The following is a 16169-nucleotide window of genomic DNA, read 5'->3' as shown; positions in this document are numbered from 1 at the left end:
GGCGGCCTAAGGGGACGTGGGCGCGAAGGAGTGTTCACCCGAGGAGGGTTTCCTCCCACGCACTACGACTGCGGTACAGGGGTGCTTGTCGCGGGTGGAACGAAGCCCGGCTTGAGGCGCTGGAGCGTCTTGGTGAAGGCCTCGCGGTCCTGTGCCTTCTCCAGCGCGGCCTCGGGCGCCACCGTTCCCGCCGCCACCAGCTTCTCCAGGTGCTGGTCGAGCGGCTGCGACTTGCCGGCGAGCGGGGACAGGTTGCCCTCGCGGATCAACGCAGCGATGGCGCCGCCGCCAAGGAGCACCTCCATCGCCACCACGCGCCCCTTGCCATCCGCCGTGCGGACGAGCTGCTGCGAGAGGATGCCCGCGAGGTTGTCCGCCAACCTTCCACGAATCCCCGGCTGCTCCTCCTCGGGGAACGCACTAAGGAGGCGCTCGATCGTGGCCGAAGCGCCAAGTGTGTGCGCTGAGGCCAGCACCAGCACGCCCGCGTCCGCGAGCTCCAGCGCCTGCCGAATCGTCTCCGGAGTACACAGCTCTCCGACGTGTACGACGTTCGCATCCTCGCGCTCCGCCGAGCGCAGGGCCGCGGCGAAGCTGGCGGCGTGCGGCCCCACCTCGCGCTGGGTCACCTGCGCCTTCGCCGGCTCGTGGATGAACTCCACCGGCTCCTCGAGCGTGAGGATGTGGACGTGGCGCGTCTGGTTGATGTGGTGGACCATCGCCGCCAGCGTGGTGGACCTGCCACTGCCCTTCGGGCCGGTGACGAGGACCAGTCCGCCCCGGCGCTCGGCCAGCTTGCGCACCGCCTCTGGCACGCTCAGCTCCGCAAGCGAAGGCACCTTGCCCGGCAGGGGACGGAACACCGCCGCCAGCCCCGTCACCTTGTGGAAGCAGTTGGCGCGGAAGCGGGCCTTCGTCCCGTAGCTGTAGGAGAAGTCCAGGTCCATCGCCTCGGTGAGCTGGTGCTTCTGCTCCGGGCTGAGGAGCTCGAAGAGCAGTGCCTCCACCTCGGAGGCCGTGAGCGGCGCCTCGCGCAGGGGCGTCAGCTCCCCACGGATGCGGCCCAGCGGAGGATGGCCGATGCTCAGGTGCAGATCGCTGCCCTTCTCGGCCAGGAGCGCGTCGAAGAGCGGAGACAGGCGCGGGGTCGTCATGGCGCTCCTCTCACGCGCTCCGGCGGCCCAGCAACGAGCCGACCTTGCTCACCCCCTGCCCGTTCGTCCCGGGCTCGGGACTCAGCGGTGGCGCTCCAGGTCCAGGCCCCTTGCCCGTCACCGCGGCCTCCAACGCCTCGGGGGACTCGGAGAAGCTCTGGGCGACCTCCAGCGTCGCCTTCCCCGCGCGCACCAGGTTCGCCAGCGAATCGTCCAGGCGGCTCAGGCCCAAGCCCTTGGCACGCTGCTGGAGCGAGGCGGGAAGGGACTGAGAGGTGTCGCGCAGGAGCTGACCCAGCGCCGCCGAACCCGGCAGCACCTCGGTGGCCGCCACCACCCCCGCCCCATCCGCGCGCGGCAGCAGCCGCTGGCTGACGATGAGCCGCAGGTGGGAGGCCAGCGTGAGCCGTACCTGCGCCTGCTCCGCCGGCGGGAACAGCTCGATGAGCCGGGTGAGGGCCACCGCCGCGTTCGGCGCGTTCATCGTGCTGAGGAGCAGGTGCCCTCGCTCGACCGCCGCCAGCGCCACGCGCGCCGTCTCCAGGTCGCGCAGCTCGCCCACGACGAGGACATCCGGATCCTCGCGCAGCGCGCCGCGAAGCGCGGTGGCCAGGGAGCGGGTGTGCGTGCCCACCTCGCGCTGGCTCACCAGCGCCTTCTTGCGCGGGTGGACGTACTCCACTGGCTCTTCCAGCGTGAGCACGTGGCGCTTCGTCTCGCGGTTGAGCAGGTCCACCAGCGCCGCCACCGTGCTCGTCTTGCCGTGGCCGGCGGGGCTCGTGAGGAGCACGAGGCCCTGGGCGTGGCGCGTCGCCTGGGCAAGCTCCGGCGGCAGCCCGAGCGACTCCAGCGCGGGAAGCTCCCGGGCGAGGACTCGGAACGAGCCCTTGAGCCCGGTGCGCTGACGGCTCACGTTTACCCGGAAGCGGCCGTGGGCCTCGGTCTCCAGCGCGAAGTCGCAGCTGCCCTCGCGCTCCAGCACCGGCCGCAGCCTCGCGGGTACCTGCGCCAGCAGCCACGACTCCACCTTCTCGGCGGAGAGCACCTCACCGTCGGACTTCAGCTCGCCCGCCACGCGGAACAGCGCGGGCCGCTCCGCCACCACGTGCAGGTCGCTCGCGCCCAGGCGTCGGGCCTCTTCCAGCAGCGCGGGCAGATCCCTCCAGAAGTCCGGTCTCGCGCGTGGCGGAACGGGGCGTGCCTCGGGGGCGGGCGCGGCCTCGGTGCGGGCAGCGGGCGGCGGAGGCGGCGGAGCGGGGCGAGCCTCCGGAGCGGGTACGGCCTCGATGCGGGCGGCGGGTGGCGGAGGCGGTGGACGGACCGCCGGGGCAGGTGCGGGCACGGCCTCGATGCGAGCGGCGAGCGGCGGAGGCGGAGGCGGTGGCCGGGCGGCCGGGGCTGGCGCGGTCTCGATGCGCGCCGCGGGAGGCGGAGGAGGGACGGGAGCCGAAGTGTGTACCTGCGACTGCCCGAACATCGCCGTCGCCTTGATCACCCGCAGGTTGGTCTCGGACGGGCGCAGGGGCGGAATCACGGGGGCAATCGAAGCGGGCACCAAGGGGCGAGCCTCGGCGGCCTCGGCGGGCAGCGAGGTGTCGGCCCCCACCGTGGAGCCGGGCGCGGGCGTCGTCTCCGCCAGTCGCGACTCTCCCTCCGCCGAGCGCGGGGACACCGTGGGCGTGGACGTCTCCCCCGAGCGCAGCAGGCGCAGGCTGAGGCCCTCTCCCCGGCGCACGGCGATGACGGCCAGCGTGGCCACACCCTCGGCACGCACCGCCCACTTGATGGGCTTCTCCGACACGGCGGCCGTGCGCGCCGGCCCCACCATGGTGAGCAGCGTTCGGTTCAGCTCCTCATCGGTCAGCACGGCGCCATCCACCGGCTCGTAGCCGTTGAGGCTCTTGATCATCGTGCATCGCCCCGTCGTCAGGGCGATCTCGGTGATGTCCGGGTGCGACAGGTAGCGCAGCAGTTCCGCGATGGGCTTCATGAAGGGACCCGCGTCTGCTCGGGGTTCAAAAAAGGGAAAACAGGCACAGAATGATAATCCATACCCTGTAAAACGCCGTCAGGACACTGGCTGTGACTGTTGTCGGGCCAGGGTGCGTGCCTGTGTGACCTGGGCGGCCAGGGCCCGGGGCAGGTAGTCCCGGCTGGCTTCGATGCGGGTGGCCACATGGGCGGCGCGGGCGCCATCCCCGCGATCAATCAGCAGCGCGAGCAGGCGCTCCTGGTTGAGCCAGTTGGAGGGGAAGGGGTGCTGGAGCTGGCGGCTCAGGATGAGCGCTCGGTCCCAGAGGGACTCGAAGGCCGCGGTGTTGCCCGCGGCGTGGGCCTGCTCCAACAGAAGCGTGGCGGCCCAGTCCACGTGGAGGCGCTCCGGCCAGAGCGCCGAGGAGGCCCAGTCGAGCCCCAGGGCGGCCTCCAGCAGCGGGCGTGCCTCCTCGAAGCGGCCGGCCTGGTGCAGGGCAATGCCCGCGTCGGTGCGGTGGATGGGGGCGCGCTCGGGAGTGTCCCGGCTCGCGGCCACGAGGAAGAGCTCGGCGGCGCGAGCGGGGTTCGCGGCGCGCAGGCGGCTGGCGGCCTCGAGCACCTGCTCCAGGGGCGCGCTCCGCGCCAGCTCGGGCGTCATGCGCTCGGCTTTCAGCTCATGAGCCGTCTCCTCCGCCAGCACGCGCTCCACCTCCTCGCGCAGCGGGGCCACCACGTCCCACGGCAGGCCCGCCTCGGCGGCGCGCTCCAGCAACCCGAGCGCCTCCTGGCACGCGGGCAGCAGCTCCGTGACCATCACCTCCTGCGCATCCTGGAATCGCACGAAGGCCAGCAGCACCAGCAACCGGGGCTCGGGTGAGGCGGGCAGCGCGTCTCGCAGCAGGGCCAGCGCGGTGCCGTAGTCCTCCTGCTCCAGCGCGCGGGCCAGCTCCGCATCGAGGTTCCCGGGCAGCCCCCAGGGGCCGGCCAGCAGGTGCTCGGCAGAGGTTTTCATGGTGGAGACTCTCCCTGGCGACCGGTGGGGCCACCTCGGGGCAAAGGGCGGGAGGACAGCGCTCTCCTCCCGCCGGGGCGCAAGCCGGGGACTACAGCTCGCGGGACATCAACAGGCGCAGCTTGCCGGACTTCTTGGACACCACCGTCGCCACGGTGGTGAAGCCCGCCTTGCGGTAGAAGCTCACCGCCGGCCCGTTGGCCGGATCCACGCGGAGCGCGATCGTCTTGCGGTACATGTCGCGCGCCGTGTTGACGGCGTGGTTGAGCAACACCATGCCCAGGCCGCGCTTGCGCAGGTCCGGCCGCACGACGATGTTGCGCATGTACGCCGCGCCCGGAACCGGGCCGTCGCGCTCCACCGTCACGTAGCCCACCACCTGGCTCTGCAGCTTCGCCACCTGGATGTAGGGGCGCAGCTGGGTGAGCGCCTGCAGGCTCTCCTCCTGCGTCTCGCCCCGGCTCTTCCAGGGATCGGAGCTGGCGCGCAGGGCCGCCACCGTACCCATGTCCTCGTCACTCGGCTGCGCCATCTTCAACGCCGAGACCAAGTCATTGGGCAGGCTGTTGGGCTCCAGCACCGGCACCGTACCGGCCTCGACGCCGGGGTCCACCTGCTTCATCGTCATCGCCTTGCTCCTCCGTCGCGCTGCGATCCTAACCGTTTGACCGGTAGCCATGCACGGAGTGTTTCCGCGCACATTTCCCCTCAGCTGTCATGAGGAGCCGGACTCAAGCAAACTGCACACCGGCGCCTGGCATTCCAAGCACCACGCCTGCTCCCCCTAAGAGCGCCCCAGACGGCTTTTCATTGGCGGACACCCTCATATAAGAAACGGGGAGCCGTGGCGGGGGAGGTGACATCCCTGCTCTTCTGCTCGCCCGATCCCCGCCCTTGCAACTCAACCACGCCCAGCGCGAGCTCACACTGAAGATCGTCTACTACGGGCCTGGGCTCAGTGGGAAGACAACCAACCTGCGCCAGCTCTATGCCCGCGCGCGGCCCGAGGTGCGTGGTCGGCTGCTGTCCGTGGAGACCCGGGACGACCGCACGCTTTTCTTCGACGTGCTGCCCGTCTTCTTCTCCTCCTCCAACGGGTACAACGTGAAGGTGAAGCTGCTCACGGTGCCCGGGCAGGTGGTGCATGTCGCGACGCGCCGCATCGTCCTGCGCTCGGCCGACGCGGTGGCCTTCGTCGCCGACAGCCGCCGCAGCGCCACCGAGGAGAACAACCGGTACTGGCACAGCCTGCGCGAGGACATGCGGGAGAACGGGTTGGATCCGGACCGGGTGCCCGTGGTCATCCAGTTCAACAAGCGGGACTTGCCCGACACCCGGACGGATGAGGAGCTGGAGCGGGTGCGCCAGCGGGGCCGGGAGCCGGTGGTGGGGGCGGTGGCCCTGCGGGGTGAAGGGGTGTGCGAGACGTTCCACGAGCTGATGCAGTCGGCTTGGGTACGGCTTGACGCGGACACCCGGCTGGCGCGCAACATTGGCCTGGGGGAAGAGGAGTTCCTGGGCCGGATCTTCCGTCACATGAACCTCGCGGGCACGAAGCTGGCGGGGCGTTACGAGGCCGAAGGTGCCTCCCAAGGTGGTGAGGGATGAATGGAGATCAGGGACATTCCCCCTGGGGGGCCCCGCCGCCTCCTCGCCCGGACTCCCTCCTGCTGCGCGAGCCGCCGCTGGCGGAGCTGTTTGATCAGCACTCCTTCGAAGAGGTGGTGAAGGGCTTCGTCACCCTGCATGGCGCGGGCGCGCAGGTGCTGGACCTGCGGGGCACGCGTGTGACGGGCGCCGAGGGGCCCTCCGGGGCCTTCTGTGCCCACGCCACCTCGGGGGCTTCCGGGGCCGAGCAGTGCGCGGCCCGGGCGCCGCTGGGCGCGGGCGCCACGCTGGCGGTGCTCTCCTGTCCCTCGGGCCCGCGCTACCTGGTGCTGCCGGTGCGCTGGGAGGGGGCCGAGCTGGGGCGCGTGCTCTTCGGTCCTCTCACGCCCGAGGAGCAGGCGGCCTTGCCCTGGGAACGCCTGGACCTGATGCGAGCGGGTACCGCCCCCTCGCCGCTGGCGCGGGCGGTGGCGTACTTCTCCCGGGTGGTGGAGGGGCTGATGGTGGCGGGGCACCGCTCGTGGCTCGCCAGCCGCATCCAGCTCGAGTCGGCGGGGGAGATCCACCGCGAGCTGGAGGTGCGAGACGCGCGCATGGCGGTGCTCGACAAGCGGCTGCGGGAGGTGGACCGGATGCAGTCCAGCTTCCTGGGCACCGTGAGCCACGAGCTGCGCACGCCCCTGGCCTCCATCATCGCGTACTCGGAGCTGCTGTCCGAGGGGCTCACCGGGCCGCTCAACACCGAGCAGCGCCAGTGCGTGCAGTCCATCACGGAGATGGGGCGCACGCTGTTGGACCTCATCACCTCCATCCTGGACATCAGCCAGCTGGACGCGGGCAAGCTGCGGCTGGCCTTCGCGCCGGTGGACGCGGCGGAGATCGTCGTGACGGCGGTGTCGAGCGTGACGCCCCAGGCCAAGCGCAAGGGGCTCAACGTGGACGTGCGGCTGCCCGAGCACCGGCAGCCCCGGGTGCTGGCGGACAAGGGGCGGCTGCAGCAGGTGCTGGTGAACCTGCTGGCCAACGCGGTGAAGTTCACCGTGCAGGGCGGCGTGCGCGTCCGGGTCTCCGAGGTGGGGCCGCAGCCGGAGCTGGAGGCGACGGGCTACCGCATCGACGTCGAGGACACTGGCGTCGGCATCCGGGAAGACCACTTCGAGCGCATCTTCCAGAGCTTCTACCAGGTGGACTCCAGCTCCACCCGGGAGTTCGGAGGCGTGGGGCTGGGGCTGGCCATCGTGAAGCGCTTCGTGGAGGGGCACGGCGGCAAGGTGCTCGTCACGAGCGTGCCGGGCGAGGGCTCGTGCTTCACGGTGGTGCTGCCAGCGCGCCCGCCGCAGACGGGAGATGGAGCGGTCCACGTGCTGCCGCCCATGCCCGAGCCGGACCGCTTCTGAGTCCGGGCCCTGGAGGCGCTCATGCGCGGTGAGTTCTCCCTCATCGAGCGGTTCCTGGCGGAGTTTCCCCGGGCGCGCGTGCCGCTGGGCCCGGGAGACGACTGCGCGGTGCTGGCGCCCTCGCGCGGCGCGCTGTGCGTCACCACGGACGCGGTGGTGGAGGACGTCCACTTCACCCGCGCGCACTTCTCTCCCGAGGACATCGGCCACAAGGCGCTGGCGGTGAACCTGTCCGACCTGGCCGCCATGGGCGCCACGCCGCGCTGGTTCCTGTGCGCGCTGGCCCTGCCGAAGGACTTCCCCGAGCGGGCGCTGTTGCGGCTGGCGCGGGGCATGAGCACGCTGGCGCGGGAGCACCGCATCGCGCTCGTGGGCGGCAACTTCACCTCCGCGCGTGAGCTCTCCATCACCGTCACCGCCGCCGGAGAGCTCCAGCGGTCGCCGCTGACACGCTCGGGCGGCCGGCCGGGAGACCTCCTTTATATGTCCGGGACCTTGGGAGAGGCGCGGCTGGGGCTGAACCAGCTCCAGGCCGGCAAGCGCCGAGGTCCCGCCGTCCTCCGGCAGCGTCGCCCCGTTCCCCGGGTGGCGCTGGGGCGCCTGGCCTCCCGCTTCGCCTCCGCCGCCTTGGACATCTCCGATGGGCTGGCGCAGGACCTGGGACACCTCTGCGAGGCCTCGGGTGTAGGCGCGGAGGTGGAGCTTGCCCACCTGCCCATCACACCCGCGGTGCGTGCGGCCCTGGGGCCCGAGGGGGCGCTGGCGGGAGGCGAGGACTACGAGCTGCTGCTGGCGCTGCCTCCCGCTCGGGTGAAGGCCTTCGAGCGGGCCTGCGCTCGGGCGGCACAGCGCGTTACCCGGATTGGCCGGCTCACCCGAGAGCGCCGCCGGGTACTGCGCGACCCCGACGGACGGTTGATCGCCCCTCCAGCGGGCTTCGATCATTTCCGTTCTAATGGGCGGGTAGATTGACCCTGCCGGACGGCAAGGCTAAACCCGCAGGACGCTTCTGCCGTAACCCCGGAACAGCCCACCGTGCGCCGCCCCCTTCGCGACGAACTCACTCCTGGCCTCACCCCACGCCGCGAGCCCGTGCAGCGGCTTCTGCGCTCCGTGGAGCCCACCGGCACCGAGCGGGTCCTCTCGCTACAGCGGAAGATCCTCACCGGCTACGTGCTGCTCGGCGCGGCGCTGACGTGCGCGCTCATCATCCTGCAGCGCTTCGATGTGCGCCTGCGGGTGCAGCTGCCCGTCGCCATCGTCATCACCCTGACGGCGGCGGCCACGCTGCCCAGGCTGCTGGCGCGGGTGAACCGCGTGCGCGTGCTGTCGCGCTCCGCGTTCGAGATCTCCCAGGGCGACCTGTCCAAGCCCGTGGACGCCGAGCCCTCCACCCCGCGCGATGAAATCGATGAGCTGACCAACGCCATCGGCCGGATGCAGGAGAACCTGCGCGAGCTGGTGGGAAAGATTCAGGACACCGCCAAGAGCGTGGCGGACACCGCCATCGACCTGCAGCGCTCGGCGGAGAACGTCAACGGCTCCACGGAGGAAGTGGGCTCGTCGATGAAGAAGATCGCCGACGGCGCCGAGGCCCAGTCCCAACTGGTGAGCAAGGCCTCCACGGTGATTACCTCCATGGCCCGCTCCATCCAGCGCACGGCGGCCAGCGCCGAGGACGCGGCGCGCACCGTGGCGGAGACGAGCAGCGCGGCCGAGGACGGCTCGAAGGCGGCCCTGCTCGCCGGCGAGAAGGTGAAGAAGGTGTTCAACCGCATCGAGGCCGCGAGCCAGCAGGTGTTCGCCTTCGGTGAGAAGACGCAGGAGATCTCGAAGATCGTCGACGCCATCACCCAGGTGGCGCAGCAGACGAACCTCCTGGCGCTCAACGCCACCATCGAGGCGGCGCGCGCGGGCGAGTACGGCCGCGGCTTCGCGGTGGTCGCCGACGAGGTGCGCAAGCTGGCCGAGAGCGCGGGCCGCTCCGCCGAGCAGATCTCCCGCCTGGCGCGCGACATCTCCGGTCAGTCGACCGCCGTGGTGTCCGCCATGAAGGAGGGCATCGAGGAGCTGTCCGAGGGCCGCGAGGACCTGACCAACATCGTGCGCTCCATGGGCGCCATCACCGACACCGTGCGCAAGGGCGCCGAGAAGGTGCACCTCATCTCCGAGAGCGCCCGCGAGCAGCTGGAAGGCCGCGAGGAGATGGTGAAGGCCATCCAGGAGATTTCGCAGGTGGCGGTGGACAACGCCACCTCCACCGAGGCCATCCAGACGGTCATCCAGGAGCAGACCAGCGCCGTGGCGCGGATGACGATGCTGGCCAACGAGCTGACCAACACCTCCGAAGAGCTGCAGAGCGTGGTCCGCAGCTTCCGCCTCCAGTGAGCCCCCCCCGTGCGGCACGTCATCTTCCGGGTCGAGAAGGAGCGCTACGGACTGCCGCTCTCGGCGGTCCGAGAGGTGGTGGTGCCGCCTTCGCGCTTCACCCGGGTGCCGCGCGCCCCTACGGCCATCTCCGGGGTGATGAACCTGCGGGGTCGGGTCGTCACAGTGGTGGAAATGCGTCAGCTCCTGGGGTTGCCGGAGGGCCAGACTCCTTTTTCCCGCGTGCTCCTGCTGGACCGAGGGCGGCGAGACCTGGGATTCTTGGTCACGGACGTAGACGGTATCGAGGCGTTGGAGCGGGTGAGCACGGCGGCCCCGGGCAAGCAGGTGCCGGCGGTGCGCGGGGTGGCGAGGCTGAAGGGGTTGGGGGTGACCGTGCTAGACCCGGAAGGACTGGATGCGGCGGTGGTTGCCTTGTTCACCCCTCAGAAGTGAGTAGCCCCTTGAAATGCGCGGGTGCTAGTGTCCGCGCTCCTCTCGAGGCCTTAGGCGGAGGCGAAGCTTCACATGGCTAAGCGGGTCCTGGTCGTCGACGACGCCATCTTCATGCGCAACATGATCAAGGACATCTTCGCGTCCGGCGGGTTCGAGGTCGTCGGCGAGGCGGCCAACGGACTCGAGGCCGTGGAGAAGTACAAGGATCTCAAGCCGGACCTCACGACGATGGACATCGTCATGCCGTTCAAGAGCGGCATCGAGGCCACGCGCGAAATCCTCAAGCATGACAGTGGCGCGGTGGTCATCATGTGCTCGGCGCTCGGGCAGGAGAGCCTGGTGATGGAGGCCATCGAGGCGGGAGCCTCGGACTTCATCGTCAAGCCGTTCCGGGCCGAGGACGTGCTGGCCGTGGTGAAGAAGGTGCTGGGCGACGGCTAGCGCTGCGCGCGCGCCCGCCCGTTTCCGGTAAGCGAGGTCCGGCATGACGATGGACATGTCCCGGTACCTCGGGCTCTTCGTCACCGAGGCCAGCGAGCACCTCGAGGCGCTCGGCAGAGACCTTGTCCAACTGGAGAAGGAGGGTGGGGCCGCCGCGGTGGACTCGATGTTCCGCCACGCCCACTCCGTCAAGGGCATGGCCTCCTCGATGGGCTTCGAGCCCATCGCCACGCTGGCGCACCGCGTGGAGGACCTGGTGGACGCCGTGCGCCAGGACTCGAGCCGGCTCAACCGGGAGCTGGTGGACCTGCTCCTGTCGGCCACGGACACGCTCCTGGCGCAGGTGCGCTCGGTGGCGGAGAACAAGCCGCCCGAGGAGGCTGGGGCGCTGCTGTCCCAGCTGGCCGCGCGGGTGTCGGCCATCACCGGCCAGGCGCCGGCGCCCACCCGGGTGATGAAGGCCACGGCCCTGCGCACGCCGCCGCCGGTGCCGCGCACGCCCGAGGGTGGGGTGGCTCCGCCGCCGGGCAAGGTGACGCCTCCTCCCATCGGCATCGCGCCCGCCGCCTCGAATGTGGTGGCGCACCCGGCGGCCGCCCCCGCTCCGAACACGGCGGTGGGAGCGCCGCCCCCGGGCGCGGCGGGAGCCGCGGCGACTCCGGGCGAGGCCTCGGTCGCGGGACCGGCGCCGACGCGCTGGACGGTGAAGGTGCGCATCGTCCCGACGTGCCAGGTGCCCGGGGTGCGCGCGTTCCTGGTGCAGAAGCGGCTCTCGGGGCTGGGGACGCTCTCCGAGCTGCGGCCGCCGCTGGATGAGCTGAAGGCCGGGCGCATTCCGGACGGGCTCATCCAGTGCGAGGTGGAGACGGCGTCGGGCGAGTCGGGCATCCAGGCGGCGCTGAGGAACGTGTCGGAGGTGGAGCTGGTCTCCATCAAGGCCGTCATCTCTTCGCCCCCTCCGGCGCCATTACCGGCGCCCAACACCGAGGCCCCGCGTGGCGCCTCGGGTGAGGCGGCGCCGCGCACGGTGCGCGTGCGCACGGAGCTGCTGGACTACTTCCTGGACACGGTGGGCGAGCTGATGCTCGCCACGGCGCGCCTGCGCGAGGTGGGCAAGGAGCTGCCGGAGAACGTGCGCCCGCCGCTGGAGGAGGGCGTCTACCGGCTGCACACGCTGGTGAAGGACCTGCACGACAAGGTCATGTCGGCGCGCATGACGCCGCTGTCCCTCATCACCGACCGGCTGCCTCGGACGGCGCGGGACATCGCTCGCAAGCGTGGGCGCGAGGTGGACCTGGTCGTCACCGGCGCGGAGATCGAGCTGGACCGGGCCATCCTGGACGAGCTGACGGATCCGATGCTGCACATCCTGCGCAACTGCATCGACCACGGCATTGAAGCGCCTCAGGACCGCGAGGCGGCGGGCAAGCCCTCGAAGGGCAAGGTGCAGGTCTCGGTGCGCCGCGCGCGGGACCGGGTGATCATCGAGGTGGAGGACGACGGGCGGGGCATGGACCCGGAGAAGCTCAAGGCGGCGGCGCTGGCGCGCGGCGCCATCACGGCGGAGGTGGCGGCGCGCCTGTCCGACCGCGACGCCTTCATGCTCGCTTGCCTGCCTGGCGTGTCCACCGCCAAGGACGTGTCGGAGATCTCCGGCCGCGGTGTGGGAATGGACGCCGTGAAGCGGGTGGTGGAGAACGTGGGCGGCACGCTGGAGATCGACAGCGAGAAGGGCAAGGGCACGCGCTTCACGCTGCGGCTGCCGCTGACGGTGGCGGTGGTACACCTGCTGCTGGTGGAGGTGGGCGAGGAGGTGTTCGGGCTGCCGATCGCCAAGGTGCTGGGGGCGACGGAGGCGGACGCGGAGGCGCTCAGCAAGAGCCGGGAGACGGCGCTGCTGCCGCACGGTAATACGCTGCTGCCGGTGCATGCGCTCAATACGCTTCTGGGCATTCCGGCGCCGTTCCGGCAAGGGGTGCGGCCGTTCGTGGTGATGGAGGGGGATGCGGGGAAGGTCGCACTGGCAGTGGATCGACTGTTGGGACAGGAAGAAGTGGTGTTGAAACCACTCTCGAGGCCCTTGGACTTGCTGCCGGGCCTTTCTGGGGTGACGATTCTAGGAAGTGGCCGTCCGGTCTTCATCCTGGACGTGCCGAGGTTACTGTCCGCGTGAACGCCTTGGTGCCCAGCGAGATACAGCTCGACGTGCTGCGAGAGGTGGCCAACATCGGCTGCGGACACGCGGCCAATGCGCTCGCGCGGCTGGTGGGTGGCAAGCGGGTGGACCTCTCCGTGCCCCGGGCGCTGGTGACGAGCGCGGTGGATGCGGTGGATGAGCTCGGCGGCGAGGAGACCGTCGTCGGGGTGCAGCTGGGGATGGTGGGCGAGCTGCGCGGGGTGATGCTCTTCGTGATGCCGGCGCGGGATGGGACGGCGCTGGGCTCGGTGCTGCTGGGCTCGTCGCCGGCCACCGCGGAGCTGGAGAGCGCCCTGGCGGAGACGGCGAACATCGTGGCGAGCGCCTGCCTTTCGGCGATTGGCAAGCTGACGCGGTGGAAGCTGCTGCCGACGGTGCCGTACCTGCGGCGGGGAACGGCGCGGGAGGTGGTGGCGGGGGCGGTGCGGGAGACGGAAGGCGAGCAGACGAGCCGGGTGGTGGTGCTGGAGACGCGCTTCTCGGCGGCCTCGGCGCCGCCGGTAGCGGGGCGGATGCTGCTGGTGCTGGAGAAGGAGAGCTCGAAGGCGCTCCTCCAGCGGCTCGGCGTCTGAACCCGAGCTTGGCCCCCTGAATTCAAGAGTTCTGCTCGGCTTCGTTCTCCTCCCGCGTGCTTTGGGGTAGAGGGGCGCGCATGGACGAAAAGGCGCTCACTCAGCTCCTCACCCAGGTGAAGGGCGGCAAAGTCTCCGTGAACGATGCGGTCGGCAAGCTCAAGGACTTGCCATTCGCGGAGTTGGGCTACGCGACGTTGGACACCCACCGCTCGCTGCGTTTTGGCTTCCCCGAGGTGGTGCTGGGCGAGCCGAAGACGGTGGAACAGCTCCTCGGCATCGTTGGAGCCCTGATCGAACGCAAGCAGACGGTGCTGGTGACGCGGCTGCAGCCGGACAAGGCAGAGGCGCTGGTGTCCCGCTTCCCCAAGGGCGAGTACCACCCGGTCGCGCGCATCTTCCACCTGAAGCAGGGAAAGATGCGCGCGGGGAAGGTGGCGGTGGTGACGGCGGGGACGAGCGACATCCCCGTGGCGGAGGAGGCGGCGCTGACGGCGCAGGCGATGGGCGCCACGGTCCAGCGCGTGTACGACGTGGGCGTGGCGGGCATCCACCGGCTGCTGCGGCGGCGGGAGGAGATCCAGAGCTGCCACGCGGCGGTGGTGGTGGCGGGGATGGAAGGAGCGCTGGCGAGCGCGCTGGGAGGCCTGGTGGGCATCCCGGTGGTGGCGGTGCCGACCTCGGTGGGCTACGGGGCGAACTTCCAAGGCGTCTCGGCGCTGCTGGCGATGGTGAACTCGTGCGCCTCGAACGTGGCGACGATGAACATCGACAACGGCTTCGGGGGCGGCTTCTACGCGGCGCTCATCTCTCGGACCAAGGGCCGGCGCTGAGCCATGCGAAAGATCCTCTACCTGGAGCCCGTGGGCGGAATCGCGGGGGACATGTTTCTCGCGGCGGGCGTGGATCTGGGCCTGTCTCCGGAGGCCATCGCCCAGGCGCTCAGCGGGTTGCAGGTGCCGGGCTGGAAGCTGGCAGTGAGCCGGGCGGCGCGCCACGCCATCAGCGGCACGCATCTGGACGTGGTGCTGGACGAGCGCGAGGCCCATCCGCACCGCGCATATAAGGATATCCAGCGGCTCATCGATGCGGCGGAGACGCTGTCGCCGAAGGTGAAGGCCCGCGCGCTGGAGGTGTTTCGGGCCATTGGCGAGGCCGAGGCGAAGGTCCACGGGGTGCCCATCGAGGAGATCCACTTCCACGAGGTGGGAGCGGTGGACTCCATCGTGGACATCTGCGGCGCGGCGGTGGTGCTGGAGCTGCTGGGAGACCCGGAGGTGTACGCGGCCCCACCCCCGCTGGGCAGCGGCACCATCCGGGTGGCCCACGGGAACATGCCGATCCCCGTGCCGGCGACGCTGGAGCTGCTCAAGAACGTGCCGGTGCGCTTCGAGGGCGTCGGTGAGCTGACGACGCCCACGGGCGCGGCGCTGCTGAAGGTGCTGGCGCACATCGGCCACCCGCCGGACTTCATCGTGGAGCGGGTGGGCTACGGGGTGGGGACGAAGGACTTCAAGGATCGACCCAACGTGCTGCGCGCGTCGCTGGGGCGCGCGGAGGACAAGTCCGAGGGCCTCTGGGTGGTGGAGGCGAACCTGGACGACAGCACGCCGCAGCTCCTGGGCTACCTGGTGGAGCGGCTGCTGGCGCTGGGGGCACTGGACGCGTGGGTGACCCCGGCGGTGATGAAGAAGGGGCGGCCGGGGCACCTGCTGAGCGTGATGGTGGAGGGTGGCAAGCGGGAGGCGGTGATGGACGGGATGCTGCGCGAGTCCACGACGCTCGGGGTGCGCTTCCACCGGGTGGAGCGGCAAGCGCTGGAGCGCGACTGGGTCGAGGTAGAGACGCCGTGGGGCCAGGTGCGAGTGAAGCGCGGGCTGCGGGGCGGCGAGGTGTTCAACGCCCACCCGGAGTTCGAGGACTGCCGCCGGGTGGCGGAGGCCGCGGGCGTGCCGCTCAAGCAGGTGATGGCGGCGGCGGTGGCGGCGCTGGGGAGAGCGTGACGCGGCGCCCTTGCTGCTCGGAGACGACGGCGGCGGCAAGGAGGCGCTGAACGGTAGCGCCCTCCTCCAGCGTGGCCAGCTCGGTGAGTGGCGCACCTCGGAGGACCGCCAGGAATCGCCGGGCGGTCTCGACATGGGCCTCGGCCCAGGGCTCACGCTCGCCCGGCCGAGGTTCGAGGCCCGACGCGAGGTCGGTCCAGGCGCCCTCCCGGAAGCACCGCACGGGAGAGACGCACCACCCGTCGCGCGAGGGGACATACCCGCCGGAGAAGCCGGCCTCCCAGTCCTGACCGATGAGCGTCCATCCTCCATGGAGGCCCGGCTCGGGGCTGGCGGCATGGGTGAGGACGAGGACCGCGCCGGAGGAGAGGCCCACGTGGAGCGCGGCGGTATGGACGGGGCGGCCGGACAGTGAAGCCTGGACCCAGGTGGGCGAGGCGCCCGAGAGCCACAGGGCCGCGTCGAGCAGATGGGAGAGCCCACCCCAGTCCGCGGAAGCGCCCGTGAACGGATCCGGTCCCGCTGCCTCCCGGGGAACGAAGCTGTTGCGCATCGTGACGACGAGCTGGTGCAGGGGCCTCTCCAGGAGCCAGGCCTTGAGGGTTCTCAGGGGAGGGAGCATCCGATAGGGAAAGTTCACCGCGCACGGTCGACTCGCGACGCGGGCCCTGGCCACGAGCGCGAGCGCATCCGCCTCCGTGCGAGCCAGAGGCTTCTCGCACAGCACGGCCCGCCCCGCGTCGATCGCCGCCTCGACATGCTGCCGGTGGAGCGCATCCGGGCTGGCCACCACCACCGCATCCACGGCGGAACACAGCTCGCGCACGTCCGTGGTGGCGAGGGGAATGCCCTCTCGGGCGGCCACTTCGCGCGTGTGCTCCTGTTTCTGCCCGCACAGGGCAACGACTTCGGCGCCCGCCGCGCGGAAGGCGCCCACATGCATCAATCCCCAGTTCGTCCCGATGACTCCGATGCGCACGGAGTGAGC

At 70.9% G+C, this 16169-nt stretch carries 15 protein-coding genes; 10 read left to right on the top strand and 5 right to left on the bottom strand.

All coding sequences use genetic code 11. The features are described from left to right. Positions 1-62: 62 nt before the first annotated feature. The 4 genes from SYV04_RS14890 to SYV04_RS14875 all read right to left on the bottom strand — a co-directional run bounded on the left by SYV04_RS14890 (position 63) and on the right by SYV04_RS14875 (position 4768). Complete coding sequence (locus SYV04_RS14890; RefSeq protein WP_321546411.1) at positions 63-1154, bottom strand: type IV pilus twitching motility protein PilT; 1092 nt, start codon at positions 1152-1154, stop codon at positions 63-65. A gap of 10 nt (positions 1155-1164) precedes the next feature. Next, on the bottom strand, positions 1165-3144 hold the full coding sequence (locus SYV04_RS14885) for a type IV pilus twitching motility protein PilT (RefSeq protein WP_321546410.1): 1980 nt from the start codon (positions 3142-3144) through the stop codon (positions 1165-1167). Between the two features lie 78 nt (positions 3145-3222). Next, complete coding sequence (locus SYV04_RS14880; protein ID WP_321546409.1) at positions 3223-4140, bottom strand: hypothetical protein; 918 nt, start codon at positions 4138-4140, stop codon at positions 3223-3225. A gap of 91 nt (positions 4141-4231) precedes the next feature. Continuing rightward, positions 4232-4768 carry a GNAT family N-acetyltransferase gene (locus SYV04_RS14875; RefSeq protein WP_321546408.1) on the bottom strand — a complete coding sequence of 179 codons (537 nt, stop codon included), beginning with the start codon at positions 4766-4768 and terminating at the stop codon, positions 4232-4234. A 266-nt stretch (positions 4769-5034) separates the two neighbouring features. Between SYV04_RS14875 and SYV04_RS14870 the strand changes: the two genes are divergently transcribed. From SYV04_RS14870 to larC, 10 genes are all read left to right on the top strand, one after another. Next, entirely contained in the window at positions 5035-5748 is a 714-nt protein-coding gene (locus tag SYV04_RS14870; protein ID WP_321546407.1) for a GTP-binding protein, read from the top strand. Next, positions 5745-7145: a sensor histidine kinase gene (locus SYV04_RS14865; RefSeq protein ID WP_321546406.1), complete on the top strand. Its 1401-nt coding sequence runs from the start codon at positions 5745-5747 to the stop codon at positions 7143-7145. Before SYV04_RS14870 ends, SYV04_RS14865 begins: the two co-directional genes overlap by 4 nt. Before the next feature lie 21 nt (positions 7146-7166). After that, positions 7167-8117, top strand: a complete 951-nt coding sequence (gene thiL / locus SYV04_RS14860) for a thiamine-phosphate kinase (protein ID WP_321546405.1) — start codon at positions 7167-7169, stop codon at positions 8115-8117. 63 nt (positions 8118-8180) lie between these two features. After that, entirely contained in the window at positions 8181-9533 is a 1353-nt protein-coding gene (locus tag SYV04_RS14855) for a methyl-accepting chemotaxis protein (protein WP_321546404.1), read from the top strand. Between the two features lie 9 nt (positions 9534-9542). Beyond that, the gene (locus SYV04_RS14850; RefSeq protein ID WP_321546403.1) at positions 9543-9968 is read left to right on the top strand and encodes a chemotaxis protein CheW; all 426 of its coding nucleotides are present in this window, start codon (positions 9543-9545) and stop codon (positions 9966-9968) included. 72 nt (positions 9969-10040) lie between these two features. Then, positions 10041-10409, top strand: coding sequence for a response regulator (locus SYV04_RS14845; protein WP_321546402.1), 369 nt, complete (start codon positions 10041-10043; stop codon positions 10407-10409). 43 nt (positions 10410-10452) lie between these two features. After that, positions 10453-12582 (top strand): chemotaxis protein CheA, encoded by a 2130-nt coding sequence (locus SYV04_RS14840; RefSeq protein WP_321546401.1) that lies wholly within the window; start codon positions 10453-10455, stop codon positions 12580-12582. Continuing rightward, the gene (locus tag SYV04_RS14835) at positions 12579-13178 is read left to right on the top strand and encodes a chemotaxis protein CheC (RefSeq protein WP_321546400.1); all 600 of its coding nucleotides are present in this window, start codon (positions 12579-12581) and stop codon (positions 13176-13178) included. The genes SYV04_RS14840 and SYV04_RS14835 overlap by 4 nt, the downstream gene beginning before the upstream one ends. Before the next feature lie 80 nt (positions 13179-13258). Continuing rightward, positions 13259-14011, top strand: a complete 753-nt coding sequence (gene larB / locus SYV04_RS14830; RefSeq protein ID WP_321546399.1) for a nickel pincer cofactor biosynthesis protein LarB — start codon at positions 13259-13261, stop codon at positions 14009-14011. A gap of 3 nt (positions 14012-14014) precedes the next feature. Further along, positions 14015-15181 carry a nickel pincer cofactor biosynthesis protein LarC gene (larC, locus tag SYV04_RS14825; RefSeq protein WP_321546398.1) on the top strand — a complete coding sequence of 389 codons (1167 nt, stop codon included), beginning with the start codon at positions 14015-14017 and terminating at the stop codon, positions 15179-15181. Here larC and SYV04_RS14820 read toward each other — a convergent pair. Next, positions 15135-16160: a Gfo/Idh/MocA family protein gene (locus tag SYV04_RS14820; RefSeq protein WP_321546397.1), complete on the bottom strand. Its 1026-nt coding sequence runs from the start codon at positions 16158-16160 to the stop codon at positions 15135-15137. The two genes, larC and SYV04_RS14820, sit on opposite strands and share 47 nt — an antisense overlap. Positions 16161-16169 lie beyond the last annotated feature (9 nt).

This window comes from Hyalangium ruber (assembly GCF_034259325.1).
Classification (GTDB): domain Bacteria; phylum Myxococcota; class Myxococcia; order Myxococcales; family Myxococcaceae; genus Hyalangium_A; species Hyalangium_A rubrum.
The sequence above is the reverse complement of the archived record's forward strand: the minus strand, read 5'-3'. Positions and strand labels throughout refer to the sequence as shown.

Excerpts from the sequence above, each read along its gene's own strand:
- SYV04_RS14890 (WP_321546411.1), bottom strand. The coding sequence starts at position 1,154 with ATGACGACCCCGCGCCTGTCTCCGCTCTTCGACGCGCTCCTGGCCGAG.
- larC (WP_321546398.1), top strand. The coding sequence starts at position 14,015 with ATGCGAAAGATCCTCTACCTGGAGCCCGTGGGCGGAATCGCGGGGGAC.
- SYV04_RS14885 (WP_321546410.1), bottom strand. The coding sequence starts at position 3,144 with ATGAAGCCCATCGCGGAACTGCTGCGCTACCTGTCGCACCCGGACATC.
- SYV04_RS14880 (WP_321546409.1), bottom strand. The coding sequence starts at position 4,140 with ATGAAAACCTCTGCCGAGCACCTGCTGGCCGGCCCCTGGGGGCTGCCC.
- SYV04_RS14840 (WP_321546401.1), top strand. The coding sequence starts at position 10,453 with ATGACGATGGACATGTCCCGGTACCTCGGGCTCTTCGTCACCGAGGCC.
- SYV04_RS14845 (WP_321546402.1), top strand. The coding sequence starts at position 10,041 with ATGGCTAAGCGGGTCCTGGTCGTCGACGACGCCATCTTCATGCGCAAC.
- SYV04_RS14875 (WP_321546408.1), bottom strand. The coding sequence starts at position 4,768 with ATGACGATGAAGCAGGTGGACCCCGGCGTCGAGGCCGGTACGGTGCCG.
- larB (WP_321546399.1), top strand. The coding sequence starts at position 13,259 with ATGGACGAAAAGGCGCTCACTCAGCTCCTCACCCAGGTGAAGGGCGGC.
- SYV04_RS14865 (WP_321546406.1), top strand. The coding sequence starts at position 5,745 with ATGAATGGAGATCAGGGACATTCCCCCTGGGGGGCCCCGCCGCCTCCT.
- thiL (WP_321546405.1), top strand. The coding sequence starts at position 7,167 with ATGCGCGGTGAGTTCTCCCTCATCGAGCGGTTCCTGGCGGAGTTTCCC.